Raw genomic sequence first — 19,247 nt, 5'->3', positions numbered from 1 at the left:
GTGAAAGTAGGTAATCGTCAGGCTCCTTATGCTGCAAGTCCAGAACCCCGGTGTCTCCGCAAGAGAACCGGGGTTCTGGCGTTTACGCGCTGAAAACAGGCGTGCGAAAAGAAGCGCCAAAGAAAAAGCCGTCCCGAGGGGACGGCTTTTTGCATTCCAGCAACCAAGCAAACATCACTCGCCAGGCGTAGCCTGAGGCGCCAGCGCCGCGGCATCGGCGAGTTGTTCTTGCGTGAGTTCTTCGAGCAACGCCATATCGCGTGCAATCACCTGCGGCAGATGGGCCCGCAAAAACTCCACCCAGGTCTTCGTCTTCGCATCGACGAACTTGCGCGACGGATACAGCGCATACACATTGCTCTTCTGCAGAATGTGCTGCGGCAACACCCGCACCAGCGTGCCATTGCGCAGCCCCTCGATCGCTGCATACACCGGCAACGTGCCGATACCCATGCCTTCACGGATCGCCACTGCCAGCGACTCGGCGATATTCACCTGAACCGGACCGTCCACGTGCATCTCGACGCTGCCGTCTGGGCCTTCGAGCATCCATTCGTGCGCATCCGACGTCGGCGTCTTGAGAATCAGGCAGTCGTGATGCGCCAGATCGGCGGGTGTGCGCGGCGCGCCGTGCGTATGCACATAGCCCGGCGATGCACACAGAATGCTGTAAGTCGAACCGAGCTGGTGCGAAACCAGATCCGAATTCGGCAACGAAGCCGCCGTCACCACCGACACATCGCTGCTGCCTTCGAACAGATCCGGCAACCGCTGCGAAAGCGTCAGCTCGACGGTAACTTCGGGATGCAAAGCACGATAACGCGAGATGGCCGGCAGCACATACTGCTGTCCGATACTCGCAAAGCTGTGCATGCGCAGAGCGCCCGCCGGGCGCTCATGCGCACAACTGGCTTCTTCTTCCGCGCTATCCACATCCGCGAGAATCTGCCCGCAGCGCTTCAGATAGCGTTCGCCAGCGGGCGTCAGCGCGAGCCGTCGCGTCGAGCGGTTGAGCAGGCGCGTGCGCAGATGCGCCTCCAGTTCCGACACCGCGCGCGACATGGCGCCCGTCGTCGAATCCAGCGATTGGGCCGCGGCAGTGAAACTGCCGGCTTCGACGACGCGGACGAACACCCGCATGTTTTGTAGCGTATCCATCAGACCTTCTTTAAGAACTTCTTGTTTGGCACGAAAACGATATTGTCCGCCTCGCGGGCCCCGGCATTGTTGAGTGATCTGGAACGGACGTTCCTTGCCGGTCCCGTTAATTCGCTTTATTGACGCTCCTACAATCGGCGACCTGTGGCCTGCAACAGCAGTGCCTTTCTCCGTAATTGTCGTAACAATCCGAGCGTAGTGCGTTTCCCATGAACCGGCAGCCAGCGATACATCGTGCGACCGACCCGCGTCGTCGCGTCGAAGTCATTTGGCGCGCCGCGCGTCGCGCCCTGCGCGACTGGCAGGCCACGCACGGCGCGATCTGGCTGCATCTGCTGAAAACGGTGACGGCGGGACTGCTGGCGATGGGCATTGCGATGCTGCTGGACCTGCCGCAGCCGCGCATCGCGATGACCACCGTGTTCGTTTTGATGCAGCCGCTCTCCGGCATGGTGTTCGCGAAGAGCGTGTATCGCATCGTCGGCACTGCAGTGGGGATGGTCGCGGCGGTGGTGCTGGGGGCCGTGTTTATCCAGCAGCCCGAGCTCTATATCGCCGGGATGACGATGTGGGTGGCCGCCTGTACGGCCGCTGCCATGCGGAATCGGCATTTTCGTTGGTACGCGTTCGTGCTGGCCGGCTATACCGCTGCGCTGATCGGCATTCCCCTCGTGATGCAGCCCAATGGCCTGTTTCTCGCCGCGCTGGGGCGCGGGGCCGAAGTGGCGGTGGGGATTCTGTGTTCCGGGATCGTCAGCGCCGTTATCGTGCCCCGGCAGTCGGGCTCGGTGCTCGAACGCACCTTACGCACACGATATCTCGATTTTACTGCCTTCGCCGCGACCGTGCTGTCGGGCGGACTTGAAAGGGACGCATTCGAAGGGCGGTTCGCAAAACTCGTCGACGAGATCGTCGGCTTCGAAGCTACGCGCGCTTTCTCATTTTTCGAAGATCCGACGATGCGCTCGCGCAGCCAGTTGCTCGCGCGTCTGAACGGCGAGTTCATGGACGCGAGTGCGCGCCTGCACGCGCTGCGTCAGCTGAAGAAGCGTCTGCGCTGGAGCGACGCCTCCATCGCGCCGCTCGCCCCCATTTTCAGCGAACTTGCGTCATTGCTAGCCCAACGCCCGAGCCTCAAGGAATCGGATCGCGCCTACGCCTTGCGGCTCGCGCAAGACCTTGAATCGTTCCAGCGCACGTTGCCGCGCCACGTGCGCGAGACGCGCCGGCCGCTCGAAGTGGGTTCGCCCGACACGCTGCAGGACTTCGACACGTCCGCCGAACTGATCTACCGCTTCACCACCGAGATCGCCCGCTACAGCCGTACCTGGGCGTCGCTGACCCAGGCGGGCCTGCCGCCAGAGCCGCGCGTGACGCGCTACATGCCGCGCACCAGCTGGTACGTGGTGGCTTTCACCTTCATGCGCACGGCCGTAGTGGTGGCGGCCGTCGGCTGGTTCTGGGTGCAGACCGACTGGCCGAGCGGCGGCCTCGCGATGATCGCCGCCGCGCTCACCTGTGCGCTGACATCATCGGCGCCGCGCGCAACCCGCATGGCGTTCCAGATGGCGGCGGGCGCGGCCTGCGCCGCGGTCGTCGGCTATCTGCTGATGTGCTACGTCTACCCGAACGTCGATGGTTTCCCGCTGCTGTGCGCCGCGCTCGCTCCGGCGCTCGCCTTGGGCGGGTTCTTCGCGACACGCCCGCGCATCGCGGGCTTCGGGGTCGGCTTTTCGGTGTTTCTCTGTCTGCTCGCGGGGCCGGATAACGTGATCGCTTATGACCCGGATCTGCTGATCAACAACGGCCTCGCCGTGGTCAGCGCGATGATCGTGGCCGCGCTCGCGTTTTCGGTGGTGTTCCCGCCGCACATGAGCTGGTTGGTCGAGCGCATGTGTGCGGCGTTGCGCGGCCAGGTCGTGCTTGCCTGCCGAGGCGATCTTCCGGGAATCGGCCAGCATTTCCAGTCGGGCGCGCACGATCTCATGCACCAGTTGCGGCTGCTGCTCAACGGCCGCAAACAGGCGCACCGGCGCGCGCTGCGCTGGATGCTGGTGACGCTCGAAGTCGGTCATGCCGTGATCGACCTGCGACACGACGCCCAGAGCGCCGCCTGGCTCTCCGATGCGGACCGCCGCTGGCGTGAATCGCTCGAACGAGTGCTCGCCGATATTGCGCACCTCTTCGAGCAGCCCGACGCCGCGCAGCTCGACCGCGCCCTCCAGGCCGTGCGCACAGCCACCTGGATCGCCCAGGAGACGCTGCCGCATGTGCACCACGACCGCGAACGCCGCCACGACGTGCAGCGGCTGCTCAGCCATCTCCACTTCATCCGCAGCGCACTGATCGACCGCGACGCGCCGATCGGCGCGCATGCACGTCACGCCCTCCAGGTTCGCCGTCGCCGCGGTTTGCGTCTGCGCCTGTCCTGACGCGCCCGGAACGGCCTGCCTGCGTGATCTTGCCGCAGTCTGGAAATATGCCTTCCAACCCGCCTCCTTAATCAATCCAGGCCCCGGTCATATAGTGGCATCACTGCTTCGGCAGTACCCGTTAGCACTGGAGAGTGAAATGAAGTCCCTGAAGATCGCTGTTGTTGCGTGTTCCCTGTTTGCCGCCGCCGCCGCTTATGCACAGAACGACGCCACGGCAGCGGGCGTCCCCGATCAGGTCGCCCAAAGCGCAGCGCAGCCTGCTGCTCAAGCGTCCGCGCACCGTGACGTGACGCCGGCAAAGAAAGACGAATGCGTCGGACCTGCCAGCTTCTGCAACCTTTATTTCGGTAGCTGAGATCGAGTAACCGCCCGCCATGTGCAGGCGCACGCTTGAAATTCTTGCCGCGGCGCCCTCCTGTGAGGTCCCGCGGCTTTGCGCATTCCGGCCGCAAAACAGTTTTGCTCAAGCCGTGATGCAAGGCCGCCAAAGCAAGACCTGAAAATGGCATCTGGCGATCAGAGAAGTTTGTGGAGACTTTGATGTACGAAGACCGTATCCGTTGTGCCGCTCTGCGCGGCAAGATCACCTCGGCGGCCGATGCCGCTCAACTCGTGCGCAATGGCATGCGCGTCGGCGCCAGCGGCTTCACGCGCGCCGGCGACACGAAGGCCGTGCCGATCGAACTCGCACGCCGCGCGCGTGAAGAGAAAGAGCCGCTGCGCATCACGCTGATGACGGGCGCCTCGCTCGGCCACGACGTGGACCGCATGTTGACCGAAGCGGGCGTGCTCGAACGCCGTCTGCCGTTCCAGGTGGACACCACGCTGCGTAAGGCAATCAATCGCGGCGAAGTGATGTTCGTCGACCAGCATCTCTCGGAAACGGTCGAGATGTTGCGCGCGAACCTGCTCGGCAAGCTCGATCTCGCGATTATCGAGGCCGCGGCGATCACGGAAACGGGCGCCATCGTCCCCACGACTTCGGTCGGCAACTCGGCGAGCTTTGCGATTCTCGCGGAGAAGGTGATCGTCGAAATCAATCTCGCGCAGCCGCTCGGTCTCGAAGGCCTGCACGACGTCTGGATTCCGGGCCGTCGCCCGCATCGCGATCCGCTGCCCATCGTGCGCGTCAACGATCGCGTCGGCACCCAGGCCATCGAGATTCCGCCCGAGAAGATCGCGGCCATCGTCATCACCAATGAGCCGGACAGCCCCTCGACCGTGCTGCCCGCGGACGAAGAAACCGCGCGCATCGCCGGTCACCTGATCGACTTCCTGCAGCACGAGGTGAAGCACGGTCGCATGAGCGCGCAACTGCCGCCGCTGCAGGCCGGCATCGGCACGATTGCGAACGCGGTGTTGTCGGGTTTCGTCGATTCGCCGTTCGAAGCGCTGACGATGTACTCGGAAGTGCTGCAGGACTCCACCTTCGATCTGATCGACGCGGGCAAGATGGTCTTCGCCTCGGGCGCTTCGATGACGCTCTCCGCCTCGCGCCAGGCGCAAGTGCTCGCCGAACTCGACCGCTACCGCGACAAGCTCGTGCTGCGTCCGCAGGAAGTGAGCAACCATCCGGAAGTGATCCGCCGCCTCGGTCTGATCGCGCTGAACACGGCGCTCGAATGCGACATCTACGGCAACGTGAATTCCACGCACGTGGGCGGCACGCACATGATGAACGGCATCGGTGGTTCGGGCGACTTCGCGCGCAACGCATCGTGTGCGATCTTCGCGACCAAGGCCATCGCCAAGGACGGCAAGATTTCGAGCATCGTGCCGATGGTGCCGCACGTCGATCACAACGAGCATGACGTCGATGTGATCGTGACCGAACAGGGCCTCGCCGATCTGCGTGGTCTCGCGCCGCGCGAACGCGCGACGCTCATCATCGATCGCTGCGTGCATCCGCTGTATCGCGACCTGCTGCGCGACTACTACAAGGACGCGCAGAAGATCGGCGGCCAGACGCCGCACAATCTCGCGAAGGCCTACGAGATGCATCTGCGCTTCAACGAAACCGGTTCGATGCTGCCGACGGTGGCGGACGCTGGCGAAGTCGTGAATGCCTGAATCCGCTTAAGCGTCGCTACTGACGCAAGAGCATAAAAAAACGGGAGCGCCTGTGAAGGCGCTCCCGTTTTGCGTTTACCGCAGTAAAGGCGCTACGCCCTGCGGAACATGCGGATCACGAACAGCAGGATGACCGCGCCGACAATGGCGGTGATGATCGAGCTGATGATGCCGGTGCCGATATGGATGTGGAGCAGGCCCGCGAGCCAGCCGCCAATGAACGCACCCACGATCCCGACGATGATATCGACGATCAATCCAAAGCCGCCGCCCTTGACGAGAACGCCTGCGAGCCAGCCAGCGATTGCGCCGATGATGAGCCAGGCGATGATGCCGTGTTCCATATAGAAGACTCCCCTCGTTGGTGTGAATTAATCACGGTGATTTGGAGCTTAGTCGAAGGGCGGGGTCGAGTCCACGAAACACAGCCAGAATTGACAGTTCTTGAAAACCGCGATGCGGTGTTTCAATTAGTGCAACGAGAGTGAAATGTAATCGTAAGGAATGCGAGGCGATTCCGTGAGTTCGCCGAAACTGCATGCCTCGGCGAGCTTCACGTCACTCCGGAGAAACTTCCGTTTCCGCCGCCGTCCAACTCACGCTGGACACGCCTTTTTCCATGCTAAGACGGCTCGCCATCAATTCGAGCTTGGGCTGATATTTCGGATGCAGACGCACCGTGGCCGTCACGCGCAGGCGTTGCTGTTCGCCCGGGACGTCTTCGCTCGTGAGGCTCTGGAACGAGAGCGGCGTCGAATACATCGAATTCGACAGCACGGTGCGAATGTGGATCTCGTCCTCTTCACGGCACACCACCGTCAGTTCGTAGACGCGCACGAGATCGGCATTCGAGATCGGCGACTGGTTGATGATGCGGCTCACCTCGCGCAGCACGGTGTTGGTGAGCAGCACGACTGCCGTGCCCGCGACCGCCGGCACGTAATGCCCCGCGCCGCATAGCACGCCCACGGCAGCCGAACACCACAGCGTGGCGGCGGTGTTGATCCCCTGGATGGAGCCTTTGTCGCGCATGATCACGCCGCCGCCCAGGAAGCCTACACCCGACACCACATACGCGGCGATCTGCGTGACGCCGCTCGTGCCATTGCCCGTCAACACGCCGAGCGTGACGAACAGACACGCGCCGCTGGCGACGAGCGTGATGGTGCGCAGGCCCGCCGTGCGCTGACGCATCTGGCGTTCCAGTCCGATGGCGACGCCGCAGGCGAACGCCGCGAGTAATCGCAAGGCGAATTCGTAAGTCATCGTTCTGTCATGAAAACGGCACGCGAGATGCCTCAAAACGCTTGTCGTTCGGGCGATTCGCCGTGCAGGTGGCGCGGTGGATCATACGCGGGACAAGGCCGCACGCCAAGCTGACACGTCTGCCATTTAGAAGTCAGCATCTGGCCACGGCCTCCAGGCGAGACTGGCGCCATTGAACGATCCACAATGAATGACGCCGGGAAGAGCAAGACGATGGAGAGGAGCCGCTGATGGACACGCTGCGCAACATGCGTATTTTCGTAAGAGTGGTGGAGTCGGGGAGTTTCACGCGCGCTGCCGCGAACGAAACGATGACGACCGCGCAGGTCTCGCGCGCCGTCACCGATCTGGAATCGCGGCTACGCACGCGCCTGCTGAATCGCACCACCCGGCGCATGTCGCTGACCGAAGCGGGCGAGCGCTATCTGCAAAGCTGCAAGCGCATTCTCGCCGACATCGATCAGGCCGAAGCCGAAGCCGCCGCCGCGCACGCGAACCCGGCGGGCAAACTGCGCGTCTATGGCGGCACGAGTTTCGGCCAGCACTACGTGATGCCGCTGATTGCGCGCTACCAGCAACATCTGCCCGATGTCGCCGTCGACTTGACCATCGCGCAGGAGATGCCCGACATCATCGAGGAAGGTTATGACGTCGCCGTGGTGGTGGCCGCCGAGCTTGAGGATTCGGCGTTGATCTCGCAGCAGCTTGGCAGCACCGCCGCCATCCTGTGCGCGTCGCCGGAATATCTGCGCACGCGCGGCGTGCCGCAGTCGTTCGACGATCTGGACATGCACACCTGCCTGCATCTCACCGATGCCAGTCTGCCAGCCGGACAATGGGTTTCCGAAGGCCCGCATGGCGAAACCTTCCGGCATACCGGCGTCACGCCCTTCCAGGTGAACAACCCCGAAGCGCTCGCGCTGGCGATACGCGAAGGCATGGGCATCGGGCCGCTGCCGGTGCCCGTTGCGCTGCCGGGTCTCGCCGACGGCTCGCTCGTGCGCGTGCTGCCCACGCACCGCCTGCAGACGCTCAACATCTACGCGCTCTACGCATCGCGCCGCTATCTGGACGCGAAGATCCGCACCTTCGTCGAGTTCCTGCGCGAGAAGGTGCCGCTCGTGCTCGCCGAGCAGGAAAGCGCACTTGCAAGCTGCAATGCGCCGACGCGACGCGGCACGACCACGGCGCTGCGCGAAGCGCGACAACTGCACGCCGGTTCGCACGCCAAAACACCGCCCCCGGCCGATAAACACGAAAAGCACGAGATGGAGCGTCTGCGCCTCGTGAATTAGGCGCTCGTCCAGTAAGCACGAACAGAAAAATACGCGCGCACGGCGTGCAGGGAGAGGCGTGTCCGACGTTTGCTAACGCTCGGCAAAGGCACGCCCGATAAGCCGCGCTTTCGCAGACTGGCGAGGCTGGCAATTTCGCCATATTCGCGCCAGCAACCTGCCACTGCGATTGCCTATGATGCGGCACCGTTTGATCGATGCGCAATGTGTATTCATGCGTGTATTCATGCGCATTCCTGCGCGTGTTTCGAGCGCACACTGCAAGCGCGTATTTCCTCTTGCCCGATTTCGTCTGATTTGCCCGAAACCGCCTCATGTGGATAGTCAACCTCGCGCTGAAGCGGCCATACACGTTCATCGTGATGGCCATCATGATCGTGCTGGCCACGCCGTTCGTCTTGATGTCGATGGCCACCGACGTGCTGCCGAACATCAATATTCCGGTCATCAGCATCATCTGGTCGTACACGGGCTTTTCCGCACAGGACATGGCCCAGCGCATCACCTCGGTCAACGAGCGCAGCCTCACGACCACGGTCAGCAATATCGAGCACATCGAATCGCAGTCGCTGCCCGGCATCGCCATCATCAAACTGTTCCTGCAGCCGGGCGCGAGTTTGCAAACCGCCATCGCCCAGGCCGTGGCATCGGAACAGGCGCAGCTCAAGCAGATGCCGCCGGGCGCGACGCCGCCGCTCGTCATCAGCTATTCGGCGTCGAGCATTCCGGTGATCCAGCTCGGGCTGTCGAGTAAGTCGATGAGTGAGCAGGCGCTCGCCGACATCGCCATGAATTTCCTGCGCCCGCAGCTCATCACGATCCCGGGCGCGCAGGTGCCGTATCCGTATGGCGGCAAGACGCGGGTGATTTCCGTCGATATCGACACGCGTTCGCTCATTTCCAAAGGCCTTACGCCCGCCGACATCGTCAACGCCGTCAGCACGCAGAACCTGATCCTGCCGACCGGCACGGCCAAGCTCGGCCAGACCGAATACCGCGTGGACACCAATGCGTCGCCGGACACCATTGCGGGCCTGAACCGCATTCCCGTGCAGACGGTGAACGGCGCGACCACCTATCTGGGCGACGTCGCGCACGTGCGCGACGGCTTCACGCCGCAAACCAATATCGTGCGTCAGGACGGACAGCGCGGCGTGCTGATGTCGATCCTCAAGAGCGGCGATGCGTCCACGCTGCAAGTGGTGGGCAAGCTCAAGAGCCTGCTGCCGCAAGTGCGTAATACGCTGCCGTCGGACCTCGTGATCCAGCCGCTGTTCGACCAGTCGATCTTCGTGTCGGCGGCGGTGCAGGGCGTGGTGCGCGAAGCGCTGATCGCCGCCGCGCTCACGGCCGCGATGATCCTGCTGTTTCTCGGCAACTGGCGCAGCACGCTCATCATCGCGGTGTCGATTCCGCTCTCGATTCTGGCGTCGATCATCACGCTTTACGCGCTGGGCGAAACGATCAACATCATGACGCTCGGCGGCCTGGCGCTTGCGGTGGGGATTCTGGTTGACGACGCAACGGTCACGATCGAAAACATCGAACGGCACCTGCATTTAGGCGCCGATCTGCACGCCGGCATTCTGGAAGGCGCAGGCGAAATTGCCGTGCCCGCGCTGGTATCCACGCTGTGTATCTGTATCGTATTCGTGCCGATGTTCTTCCTCACGGGCGTGGCGCGTTTCCTGTTCGTGCCGCTGGCGGAAGCGGTGGTGTTCGCGATGATCGCCTCGTACATTCTCTCGCGTACCTTGGTGCCAACGCTCGCGATGCTGCTGTTCGCGGGCCACGATCCTTCGGCGCACCCCAAGGCGGGCGCGCGCGCGTCGATGTTCACGCGCGTGCATCAGCGCTTCAATCACGGCTTCGAGCGCGTGCGCGCGAATTACATCGCTTTGCTAAGCGTTTTGCTGGCGCGGCGGCGTTTCTTCGGCGTGTCGTTTCTCTCGTTCTGCGTGCTCTCGCTCGGTCTGGTGTTCTTCCTGGGACGCGACTTCTTCCCTTCGGTCGATGCGGGCAATATCCGCCTGCATATGCGCGCGCCAACGGGTTATCGCATCGAAGAAACTGCACGTCTCGCCGATGAAGTCGAACGCACGATTCGCACTGTCGTGCCACCGGACCAACTGGCGACCATCGTCGACAACCTTGGCTTGCCGTACAGCGGCATTAACCTTTCATACAGCAACTCGGGCACGATGGGCACGCTCGACGGCGAAATCCAGATTGCGCTCAAGCCCGACCACGATCCCTCGCACGTCTATATCGACAAGCTGCGCACCGTGCTGCCGCAGCGCTTTCCGGGCGTCGAATTCTTCTTCCAGCCCGCCGACATCATTACGCAGATTCTCAACTTCGGTCAGCCCGCGGCGATCGACGTGCAGGTGGTGGGTTCCGATCTCGGCAAGAACATGGCGCTGGCGAGCACGCTGCTCAAGCAGGTGCGACAGTTGCCGGGCGCGGTCGATGCGCATATCGAGCAACGCAACAACGAGCCCGCGCTGATGCTGGCGATGGATCGCTCGCGCATGCAGCAATTGAATTTGAGCCCGCAAAACGTGGCGCAGGATGTGCTGATTGCGCTCTCGGGCAGTTCGCAGACCTCGCCCGCCTTCTGGGTCAGTCCGCAAAACGGCGTGGAATATCCGCTCGCCGTGCAGACGCCGCAGTATCGCGAAGCATCGCTCAATGAAGTCATGGGCACGCCGGTTTCCGCGCGTGAGGGCAATGCCGCTGCGCCGCTGCAACTGGTGAGCAATCTCGTGCAACTCAAGCCGCACGACGGCCCGGCCATCGTTACGCACTACAACATCCGTCCCGTGATCGACGTGCTGGTGAGCGTGGAAGGCAGCGATCTTGGCGCGGTGGGCGCGCAGATCGACGACCTCATCAAGAAGGTTCAGGCGCACGCGCCGCGCGGCACCACCGTGACGATGCGCGGCCAGATCGACACGATGCGCTCCTCGTTCATTGGTCTGGGCGTGGGCATTGCGATGGCCGTGGTGCTGGTCTATCTGCTGATCGTCGTGAACTTTCAGTCGTGGGCCGACCCGCTCATCATCATCAGCGCATTGCCGGCGGCGCTCGCGGGCATCGCGTGGATGCTGTTCATCACCGGCACGCATCTGAGCGTGCCCGCCTTGACGGGCGCAATCATGACCGTGGGCGTAGCGACCGCCAACAGTATTCTGGTGGTGTCGTTCGCGCGTCAGCGTCTGGCCGATGGTGCAACGCCGCTGGCGGCCGCGCTCGAAGCCGGCGCCACGCGGATTCGCCCGGTGCTGATGACGGCGTTCGCGATGATGATCGGCATGGTGCCGATGGCGCTGGGTCTGGGCGAAGGCGCGGAGCAGAACGCACCGCTCGGGCGCGCCGTGATCGGCGGCCTGCTGTTCGCCACCGTCTCCACACTTTTGTTCGTACCGCTGATGTTCGCGACGGTGCATGCACGACTCGCGTATCGCGCGCAGGCGAAGCAGGCGCGCCTTGCACAGCGCCGTAACGACCGATGATGCATAAGCCAACGCTGACGAATTTTCTGGCCGACGACATGAACGAACCCCACCATCATTCTTCCCTCGACATCTCCGTGGGCGGCGATCAGGGCCTCGACTTGCCCGCGCGCGCCCAGGCGGGCCGACGTGCGCGCATCGCGGTGATCGTGATCGCCTTGCTGCTGGCGGCGGGCGCGGCGCGCACGATCGTCTCCAACGTGCTCAACGCCCACAATCTCGCCGATGTCACCAAGCAGAACGCGAAGCAGTATGTGAGCGTCGTGCAACCCGTACCGGCCGGCGCGGATGGCCGCATCGTTTTGCCGGGCACGCTGCGCGGCTACGTGGAAGCGCCGATCTACTCCCGCGCGAACGGCTACGTGCTCAAGTGGTACGCCGATATCGGCGCGCATGTGCAGCAAGGCCAGTTGCTCGCCGAAATCGATACGCCCGAGATCGATCAGGAGCTTGCGCAGGCACAGGCGCAGCGCGATCAGTCTGCATCGACACTCTCGCTTGCCAAGACCTCGTTCGATCGCGCGCAGCAGTTGCGCCAGCGCGATGCGGTCTCGCAGCAGGAACTCGACGATCGCCAGGGCGCGTATAACCAGGACGTCGCCAACCTCGCCGCCGCCGACGCCAATGTGCGCCGTCTTCAGCAGACCAAATCGTTTCAGCGCATTGTTGCGCCGATCACAGGCGTGATCACGCAACGCAATGTCGATATCGGCGATCTGGTCAATGCGGGCAATGGCGGCGCGGGCCGCGCGCTGTTTGCGATTGCGCAGTCCGACCCGCTGCGCCTCTATCTGGACGTGCCGCAGACCTACGCGCCGCAAGTGGCGGTGGGCCAGCACGTTAGTGTGAGCGAGCAGGAAATGCCGGGCGTGGTGTTCGACGGCACCGTCACGCGCACGGCGCAGGCCATCGACGTCGCTACGCGCACGCTGCAGGTGGAAATCTCGCTGCCCAATCACGACGGCAAGCTGCTGCCAGGCGCTTACGTGCAGGCGGCGTTGCAAACCGATTCGAAGGGACTCCTGACGGTCCCTGGCAACACGCTGCTGTTTCGTGCGGAAGGCCCGCGTCTGGCCGTCGTGGATGCGAACGGCAAGATCAAGCTGAAGCCCGTGGAAATCGCCCAAGACCTCGGGCAGACGCTGGAAATCAGCCGGGGACTCGATCCGGGCGACCGCGTCGTGCTTAACCCAGGTGATTCGATCGCCGACGGCGACAACGTCGTCGTGGTCGCGCCGCAGAAGGGCGCGGCCTCCGCGCCGCGAGGCACGACGTGAGGGCCGTGCGTTTTCCGCTGCAATCCACGCGCGCGACGCTGCTGGCGAGCGCGCTGGCGACGCTCGCCGCCTGCACGGTCGGCCCCGATTATCGCGCGCCGCAAACGGCCAGCCCCGCCGCGTGGCAGGTCGATCCCGCCGATGCGTACTGGCATGGCGCGCAGCCTTCGCACGCGCCGCTCGATCCGCAGTGGTGGAAGGTGTTTGGTAATACGGAGCTGAACGGTCTGGAAGACGCTGCGCTGGCGGAAAACCAGACGCTGCGCGTGGCCGCCGCGCACTACGCCCAGGCGCGCGCCACGCTGGGATCGGTGTCCTCGCAACAGGCGCCGCAGGTGTCGCTCGACGGCAGCCTCGCGCGCGAGCGCATCTCCGCGAATCGCCCGCAGACCACCTACGTGACGCCGAATATGTCGACGGTGCAGAACGACATCAAGGTCGGGCCAACCATCAGCTACGAACTCGACCTGTTCGGTCGCATCCGTCGCATGGTGGAATCGGCGCAAGCGTCGGCGCAGGAAGCGGGCGACGATCTCGCCAACGCGCGCCTCGTGCTGACCGCCGAACTCGCCACCGATTACTTCGCGCTGCGCGAACTCGATGATGAAATCGACGTGGTGAATCGCTCGGTGGCGCTGCAACAGAAGGCGCTTGATTTCGTCACGGCGCAGCACGACCTGGGCGCGGTATCGGGCCTCACGCTGCTGCAGCAAAAAGCGCAACTCGATGCCACGAGAACGCAGGTGCATCTGCTCGAAAACCAGCGCCAGCAGGACGAACATGCGATTGCCGTGCTGATCGGCAAGCCCGCGCCGGAATTCGCGCTTGCGCCGCACGTCACGCCGTTGCCAACGCCCGCTTTGCCCACCGGCTTGCCCAGTGAACTCCTGCAGCGCCGCCCCGACGTAGCCTCGGCTGAGCGCGCGATGGCCGCGGCCAACGCGCAGATCGGCGTGGCGCGCTCTGCCTACTTCCCGGACATCACGCTTTCGCCCACGCTAGGCTGGGAATCGACGCGCTTTAGCAATCTCTTCACCGCGCCCAGCCTGCTCTGGTCGCTGGGTGCCGGCGCGGGCGAAGTGCTGTTCGACGGCGGCAAGCGAAAAGCCGGCGTGGATTACGCGCAGGCGGGCTACGAATCGGCGCAGGCCTCGTATCGGCAAACCGTGCTCACGGCGTTCCAGGAAGTGCAGAATGCGGTGACCGGGCTCTCCGTGCTCGATCGCGCCTCGACCGACGGCCAGGCTGCGGTCGACGACGCCCGCCAGTCCTTCGATCTCGCCAACGACCGCTATCAGGGCGGGCTCGTCGCCTTCATCGACGTGCTCAACGCCGAGCAGCAATTGCTTGCCAGCGAGCGCCAGGAGGTGCAGATTCACGGACAGCAGGCCGCCACGGTGGTATATCTGGCGAAGGCGCTGGGCGGCGGCTGGAGCGCGGACGACCGCGCGCTCGCCTGCAGCATGGGCACCTGTCATGAAGTACCGGCGAGCGGTGCGGAAGGTGGCGAAGGGAGCCAGGGAATGCAGAACACGCAAACCGCCGCGCCCGGACGCGGCTGACGGCAACACAAATATGATTCGACGCGGCCTTTGATGCCGCGCGCGAAGTGGAGGGCAAGCATGAAAGTACTGGTGATCGAAGACGAACGCAAAGTCGTGGACTATTTGCGCAGCGGCTTGAGCGAACAAGGCTGGATCGTCGATGTGGCGATGGACGGCGAAGAGGGCGCGTGGATGGCCACGGAATACGATTTCGACGTGATCGTGCTCGACGTGATGCTGCCGAAGCTCGACGGCTTCGGCGTGCTGCGCGCGGTGCGGGCAAAAAAGGAAACGCCCGTCATCATGCTGACCGCGCGCGACCGCGTGGATGATCGCGTGCATGGCCTGCGCGATGGCGCCGACGACTACCTCACCAAGCCGTTCTCGTTCCTCGAACTGGTCGAGCGGTTGCGCGCGCTGACGCGCCGCGCGCGCGCCCAGGAATCGACGCTGATTTCCGTGGGCGATCTGCAGGTCGATCTGATCAGCCGCCGCGCGACGCGTGACGGCGTGCGTCTCGATCTCACGGCGAAGGAGTTTCAATTGCTTTCCGTGCTGGCGCGGCGGCGCGGCGAGATTTTGTCGAAGACGCTCATCACCGAACTGGTCTGGGACGTGAACTTCGAAAGCAACGCCAACGTGGTGGAAACCGCCATCAAGCGCCTGCGCGCGAAACTCGACGGGCCGCATGCGGCGAAGCTGCTGCACACGATCCGCGGCATGGGCTATGTGCTCGAAGTGCGCGAAGAAGGGGGCACGCTGTCATGAAACGCTCGATCTCGCTGCGGCTTTCCGCGATGTTCGCAGCGGTGTCGCTCGTCGTGTTCACGCTTACGGGCACGGGCCTCTTTCTGCTGATGCAGGGACAGCTTTTCAACGAGTTGCGCGAGACGCTCGATACGCGCGCGCGCATCGCGAGCCTGATCGTCTCGCACGCGCCCGATGTGAAAAAGTGGGCCTTCGTGCAGGAAAAACTGCGCGATCTCTCGCCTGCCGATAGCCGCATGCATTACTACGTGGATGGCCCCGATCCACGTTTTCGCTTTGGCGCGCCCGTTGCGGGCAAGGTCACCGGCGACGTTGGCCCGAATCATCAACTCGTGCGCCCGCCGGGCTGCAATTACGACGTGATCGTCACGAGCATCGTCGTACCGGCTAGCGGCGACCGCCCCGAAGTCAAACTCACGGTGTCGAGCGACTGCGTGCGTACCGAAAGCATGCTGCGGCGCTTCGGTATCGCGCTGGGCGTGCTGATTGCGCTGTCCACGATTGCCGTGGCGCTGCTGAGCCGCGCCGTCACGCGCTTTGGCCTCGCACCGCTCACGCGGCTTTCGCGCGAAGCGGCGCAATTGAGCCCGTCGAACCGGCGTCAACGTCTGCATTCGGGTGAATTGCCCGAAGAACTGCACGAACTGGCGACGTCGTTCAATGGCGCACTGGAACGTCTGGATAAAGCCTACGAACGGCTCGAATCGTTCAACGCCGACGTCGCGCATGAATTGCGCACGCCCGTGAGCATCCTGATCGGGCAGACTCAAGTGGCGCTCACGCGCGACCGATCCGTCGAACAGTTGCAACAGACGCTGCAGTCGAATCTTGAGGAATTCGAACGATTGCGCGTAATCGTCAACGACATGCTGTTCCTCTCGCGCAGCGATCGCGGTGAACGTGCGACCGAACTCGCGGAAGTCTCGCTGCGCTGCGAAGTCGAGCGCATGCTGGAGTTCCTCGATATGCCGCTGGAAGAAGCACAACTGCGCGTCGAAGTGCAGGGCGATGCGCGCGCGTGGGTCAATACTTCGCTGATTGGCCGCGCGGTGAGCAATCTGTTTGTGAACGCGATCCAGCATTCGTCGCCGGGCACGCTTCTGCAGGCCACCATCGCGCCGCAGGACGGGCATGTGGAGATTGCGGTGTCGAATCCCGGTGAGCCGCTCGATCCGGATGTGCGCGAACATATCTTCGACCGCTTTTACCGCATTCAGGAAGCACGCTCGAATAGCCACGAGAATCACGGTCTGGGACTATCGATCGTCAAGGCCGTCGCAGAAATGCACGGTGGCACGGTATTCGTGCGGAGTGCAAACGGTATCAATACATTCGGTTTTTCAGTCTCCGCGCAGGGAGGTCCGTCGCCTGGTGCGAGCGCGCCGGTCGTGCCAGAACCGCCGCGTCAGGGACGGGCTGGCGTGCCGATGCACGTCTCCTCATAAGCGCTCTCAAAGCCGCGCGCCGCGTCAGACCGGATCATCGTCCGGATCGGTCGCGGCGACGGCGTCGCTCTGGTTGATCTGACTATGCTGGTCGCGCCGCAGCAGATCCCAGCAACTGATAAAGAGCGCGGCAATCAGCGGCCCGATCACGAAGCCGTTGATGCCGAGAAGCGAAATGCCGCCAAGCGTAGAGATCAGCACGACCCAGTCGGGCAGACGCGTATCTTTGCCGACCAGCACGGGTCGCAACACGTTATCGACCGTACCGATCACGAGCGTGCCGAATAACGCGAGCCCGATGCCCTTCACCAGCACGCCCGTCGAAATGAAGTAGATCGCCACCGGCAGCCAGACGAGCGCCGCGCCGACGGCCGGCAGCAGCGAAAGCAGCATCATCACGAAGCCCCACAGCAGCGCGCCCTGGATGCCGACCACCCACAGCGCGATGCCGCCCAGCGTCCCCTGCACGACCGCCACCACCACATTGCCCTTGACCGTCGCGCGGATCACCGTGGTGAATTTGCGGATCAGGTGTTGCTTATGCGACTCGTCGAGCGGAATGGCATCGCGGATCAGATGCGAGATTTCGCGGCCGTCGCGCACGAGAAAGAAGAACAGATAGAGCATCACGCAGAAGCTCACCACGAACTGCACGGTATTCTGGCCGAGACTGAGCGCGCGCGTGGCGACGAACTGGCTGATCTGCGCCGCGCCCGCCGAGAGACGCTGCTGAAGGCCGGGCAAATCCATCAGGTCGTAACGCGCGAGAACGTTCTGGATCGACTGCGGCAGCGCATGCACGATCTGGCTGAAAAACGCGCCGAAATCGAGGCTTCCCGCACGCACCTGTGCATACGCATAGCCCACTTGCTGGATCAGCGTGCCCGCCACCAGCGTGAGCGGAAAGATCACGATCACCAGACAGATCGCGAGCGTGATGAGGGCAGCCAGATTGCGTCGCCGCCCCAGGCGTGCAACGAGGCGCCGCTGCACGGGCTGGAAGATCAGCGCGAGTATCGCGCCCCACAGCACGGTGCTGAAAAACGGTGCAAGCACGAAGCACAGCGCAATGGAAACAACGAAAAGCAGTAGATAAAAGGCGGTTTGATGAAGTGACTTGTTGCCGTCCATGAGCGATGGATTCCTGTGGTTCCGGGCAAGGACTAGTCAGAACATGATAGCGGCTTTACGCATGCCGCCAGGCGAAGGCGTCGGCGGGGCGAATTCGATGCGTGAGCAACGAGAATGCGGTGCGACTCAATGTGCACCGACAAGCCGTACGCGCGTGATTTCCGAAGGCGCGCCCAGGCGCTTCGGCGGCCCCCAATAACCCGTGCCGCGGCTCGTGTAGACCCACAGACTGCCGAGTTTTTCGAGCCCCGCCGTGAACGGCTGTTGCAGCCGCACCATGAAATTCCACGGGAAAATCTGCCCGCCGTGCGTGTGACCCGATAGTTGCAGCGTGTAGCCCGCATCGGCGGCGGCGTGGGCGGTGCGCGGCTGATGGGCGAGCAGCACGCGCGTGTCGACATCGTCGGGGGCGCCACGCAGCGCGCCTTGCGGATCGCTGCGATGCGAGGGGTCGAAATGGCCCGCCGTGTAATCGGTCACACCGGCGAGCACCAGACGCGCGCCGTCGTGCTCGATCACCACATGCTGATTCATCAGCACGGTCAGGCCGATACGGCGAAACTCGGCGATCCAGGCATCGGCGCCCGAATAGTATTCATGATTGCCGGTGACCAGATACACGCCATGCTGCGCGGCAAGCTGCCCGAGCGGCGCGGTGTGATTCGACAGATGCTGCACGCTGCCGTCCACCACATCGCCGGTGATGGCCACCACATCGGCGTCCAGCTGATTCACGGCGCGCACGATCGCTTCGACGTAATCGTGCTTGATGGTCGGCCCGACGTGAATGTCGCTCAATTGCACGATCGTGAAGCCGTCGAGCGCGGCGGGCAGATTGCGGATCGGCACTTCGACGTTGCGTACGGGCGCGCGTCGCCGCGCATTGAAAAAGCCGATGCCGCTCGAACAGAATGCGAGCACAACGACCAGTGCCGCGCTGGCGATGCGCCAATGCGCCAGACTCACAATGCCCGGCCAGAGCGATTCGACCGTCATGAGCGAAGCCAGCACGAGGTCGCGCAGGATCGTCAGCATCAGCAGCGACGAAAAGAAGCCCATCGCCAGCATGCCGATCCACGCAAGGCGGTCGCCCAACGGCTGACGCTCGAAGCGGCGCGCGAGCAGACCCGGCGGAATCACCAGTACCGACATCACGAGCCAGAGCGCCGCGAGCCATTTGCCGGCAGCGGGCACGGGCAGATCGGGAATGAGCCGGAAGCCCACATAGATATGCAGCAGCACACCGATGGAGACGAAGCGGACCAGAAACGAAAGTCGGGGCATGGCGGGCGCGGGAACGATGGACGAAGACAGCGGAGGAGGGGGGCGAGCGTCGCACAAGC

General features: G+C 63.6%; 14 protein-coding genes. 9 read left to right on the top strand and 5 right to left on the bottom strand.

Annotation, left to right across the window (positions count from 1 at the left end):
- Nucleotides 1-174 precede the first annotated feature (174 nt).
- Entirely contained in the window at nt 175-1,158 is a 984-nt protein-coding gene (locus F3J17_RS33055; RefSeq protein ID WP_167069579.1) for a LysR family transcriptional regulator, read from the bottom strand.
- Between the two features lie 209 nt (nt 1,159-1,367).
- Between F3J17_RS33055 and F3J17_RS33050 the strand changes: the two genes are divergently transcribed.
- The 3 genes from F3J17_RS33050 to F3J17_RS33040 all read left to right on the top strand — a co-directional run bounded on the left by F3J17_RS33050 (nt 1,368) and on the right by F3J17_RS33040 (nt 5,663).
- The gene (locus tag F3J17_RS33050) at nt 1,368-3,590 is read left to right on the top strand and encodes an FUSC family protein (RefSeq protein WP_167069577.1); all 2,223 of its coding nucleotides are present in this window, start codon (nt 1,368-1,370) and stop codon (nt 3,588-3,590) included.
- 139 nt (nt 3,591-3,729) lie between these two features.
- A complete protein-coding gene (locus tag F3J17_RS33045; RefSeq protein ID WP_167069575.1) occupies nt 3,730-3,948 on the top strand; it encodes a hypothetical protein in 219 nt (72 codons plus the stop codon).
- 185 nt (nt 3,949-4,133) lie between these two features.
- On the top strand, nt 4,134-5,663 hold the full coding sequence (locus tag F3J17_RS33040; protein WP_167069573.1) for an acetyl-CoA hydrolase/transferase family protein: 1,530 nt from the start codon (nt 4,134-4,136) through the stop codon (nt 5,661-5,663).
- A 92-nt stretch (nt 5,664-5,755) separates the two neighbouring features.
- Here the strand turns inward: F3J17_RS33040 and F3J17_RS33035 are convergent, their stop codons facing one another.
- Together F3J17_RS33035 and F3J17_RS33030 are read right to left on the bottom strand one after the other, a co-directional pair.
- Nucleotides 5,756-6,007, bottom strand: coding sequence for a GlsB/YeaQ/YmgE family stress response membrane protein (locus F3J17_RS33035; RefSeq protein ID WP_027819545.1), 252 nt, complete (start codon nt 6,005-6,007; stop codon nt 5,756-5,758).
- 214 nt (nt 6,008-6,221) lie between these two features.
- Nucleotides 6,222-6,929 carry an MgtC/SapB family protein gene (locus F3J17_RS33030; RefSeq protein ID WP_167069571.1) on the bottom strand — a complete coding sequence of 236 codons (708 nt, stop codon included), beginning with the start codon at nt 6,927-6,929 and terminating at the stop codon, nt 6,222-6,224.
- A gap of 230 nt (nt 6,930-7,159) precedes the next feature.
- On the opposite strand from F3J17_RS33030, the gene F3J17_RS33025 reads away from it, so the two are divergent.
- From F3J17_RS33025 to F3J17_RS33000, 6 genes are all read left to right on the top strand, one after another.
- Entirely contained in the window at nt 7,160-8,224 is a 1,065-nt protein-coding gene (locus F3J17_RS33025; protein ID WP_167069569.1) for a LysR family transcriptional regulator, read from the top strand.
- A gap of 314 nt (nt 8,225-8,538) precedes the next feature.
- A complete protein-coding gene (locus F3J17_RS33020) occupies nt 8,539-11,739 on the top strand; it encodes an efflux RND transporter permease subunit (protein ID WP_167069567.1) in 3,201 nt (1,066 codons plus the stop codon).
- A gap of 38 nt (nt 11,740-11,777) precedes the next feature.
- The gene (locus tag F3J17_RS33015) at nt 11,778-13,016 is read left to right on the top strand and encodes an efflux RND transporter periplasmic adaptor subunit (RefSeq protein ID WP_167069565.1); all 1,239 of its coding nucleotides are present in this window, start codon (nt 11,778-11,780) and stop codon (nt 13,014-13,016) included.
- Nucleotides 13,017-13,021: 5 nt separating this feature from the next.
- On the top strand, nt 13,022-14,578 hold the full coding sequence (locus tag F3J17_RS33010; protein ID WP_345891281.1) for an efflux transporter outer membrane subunit: 1,557 nt from the start codon (nt 13,022-13,024) through the stop codon (nt 14,576-14,578).
- Between the two features lie 60 nt (nt 14,579-14,638).
- Nucleotides 14,639-15,328, top strand: coding sequence for a heavy metal response regulator transcription factor (locus F3J17_RS33005; protein WP_167069561.1), 690 nt, complete (start codon nt 14,639-14,641; stop codon nt 15,326-15,328).
- Nucleotides 15,325-16,773, top strand: coding sequence for a heavy metal sensor histidine kinase (locus F3J17_RS33000; RefSeq protein ID WP_167069559.1), 1,449 nt, complete (start codon nt 15,325-15,327; stop codon nt 16,771-16,773). The genes F3J17_RS33005 and F3J17_RS33000 overlap by 4 nt, the downstream gene beginning before the upstream one ends.
- Before the next feature lie 24 nt (nt 16,774-16,797).
- On the opposite strand, the gene F3J17_RS32995 is transcribed toward F3J17_RS33000, so the two are convergent.
- A complete protein-coding gene (locus F3J17_RS32995; RefSeq protein WP_167069557.1) occupies nt 16,798-17,904 on the bottom strand; it encodes an AI-2E family transporter in 1,107 nt (368 codons plus the stop codon).
- Nucleotides 17,905-18,030: 126 nt separating this feature from the next.
- Nucleotides 18,031-19,188: a metallophosphoesterase gene (locus F3J17_RS32990; RefSeq protein WP_167069555.1), complete on the bottom strand. Its 1,158-nt coding sequence runs from the start codon at nt 19,186-19,188 to the stop codon at nt 18,031-18,033.
- Nucleotides 19,189-19,247: the final 59 nt, after the last annotated feature.

The sequence above is a fragment of the Burkholderia sp. Ax-1719 genome, assembly GCF_011753055.1.
Taxonomy (GTDB): Bacteria; Pseudomonadota; Gammaproteobacteria; order Burkholderiales; family Burkholderiaceae; genus Paraburkholderia.
Note: the sequence above shows the minus strand (reverse complement) of the source record. Positions and strands in the feature narration are given on the sequence as shown.

Excerpts from the sequence above, each read along its gene's own strand:
- F3J17_RS33000 (WP_167069559.1), top strand. The coding sequence starts at position 15,325 with ATGAAACGCTCGATCTCGCTGCGGCTTTCCGCGATGTTCGCAGCGGTG.
- F3J17_RS33035 (WP_027819545.1), bottom strand. The coding sequence starts at position 6,007 with ATGGAACACGGCATCATCGCCTGGCTCATCATCGGCGCAATCGCTGGC.
- F3J17_RS33045 (WP_167069575.1), top strand. The coding sequence starts at position 3,730 with ATGAAGTCCCTGAAGATCGCTGTTGTTGCGTGTTCCCTGTTTGCCGCC.
- F3J17_RS32995 (WP_167069557.1), bottom strand. The coding sequence starts at position 17,904 with ATGGACGGCAACAAGTCACTTCATCAAACCGCCTTTTATCTACTGCTT.
- F3J17_RS33015 (WP_167069565.1), top strand. The coding sequence starts at position 11,778 with ATGAACGAACCCCACCATCATTCTTCCCTCGACATCTCCGTGGGCGGC.
- F3J17_RS33005 (WP_167069561.1), top strand. The coding sequence starts at position 14,639 with ATGAAAGTACTGGTGATCGAAGACGAACGCAAAGTCGTGGACTATTTG.
- F3J17_RS33040 (WP_167069573.1), top strand. The coding sequence starts at position 4,134 with ATGTACGAAGACCGTATCCGTTGTGCCGCTCTGCGCGGCAAGATCACC.
- F3J17_RS33020 (WP_167069567.1), top strand. The coding sequence starts at position 8,539 with ATGTGGATAGTCAACCTCGCGCTGAAGCGGCCATACACGTTCATCGTG.
- F3J17_RS33025 (WP_167069569.1), top strand. The coding sequence starts at position 7,160 with ATGGACACGCTGCGCAACATGCGTATTTTCGTAAGAGTGGTGGAGTCG.
- F3J17_RS33030 (WP_167069571.1), bottom strand. The coding sequence starts at position 6,929 with ATGACTTACGAATTCGCCTTGCGATTACTCGCGGCGTTCGCCTGCGGC.
- F3J17_RS32990 (WP_167069555.1), bottom strand. The coding sequence starts at position 19,188 with ATGCCCCGACTTTCGTTTCTGGTCCGCTTCGTCTCCATCGGTGTGCTG.
- F3J17_RS33055 (WP_167069579.1), bottom strand. The coding sequence starts at position 1,158 with ATGGATACGCTACAAAACATGCGGGTGTTCGTCCGCGTCGTCGAAGCC.
- F3J17_RS33050 (WP_167069577.1), top strand. The coding sequence starts at position 1,368 with ATGAACCGGCAGCCAGCGATACATCGTGCGACCGACCCGCGTCGTCGC.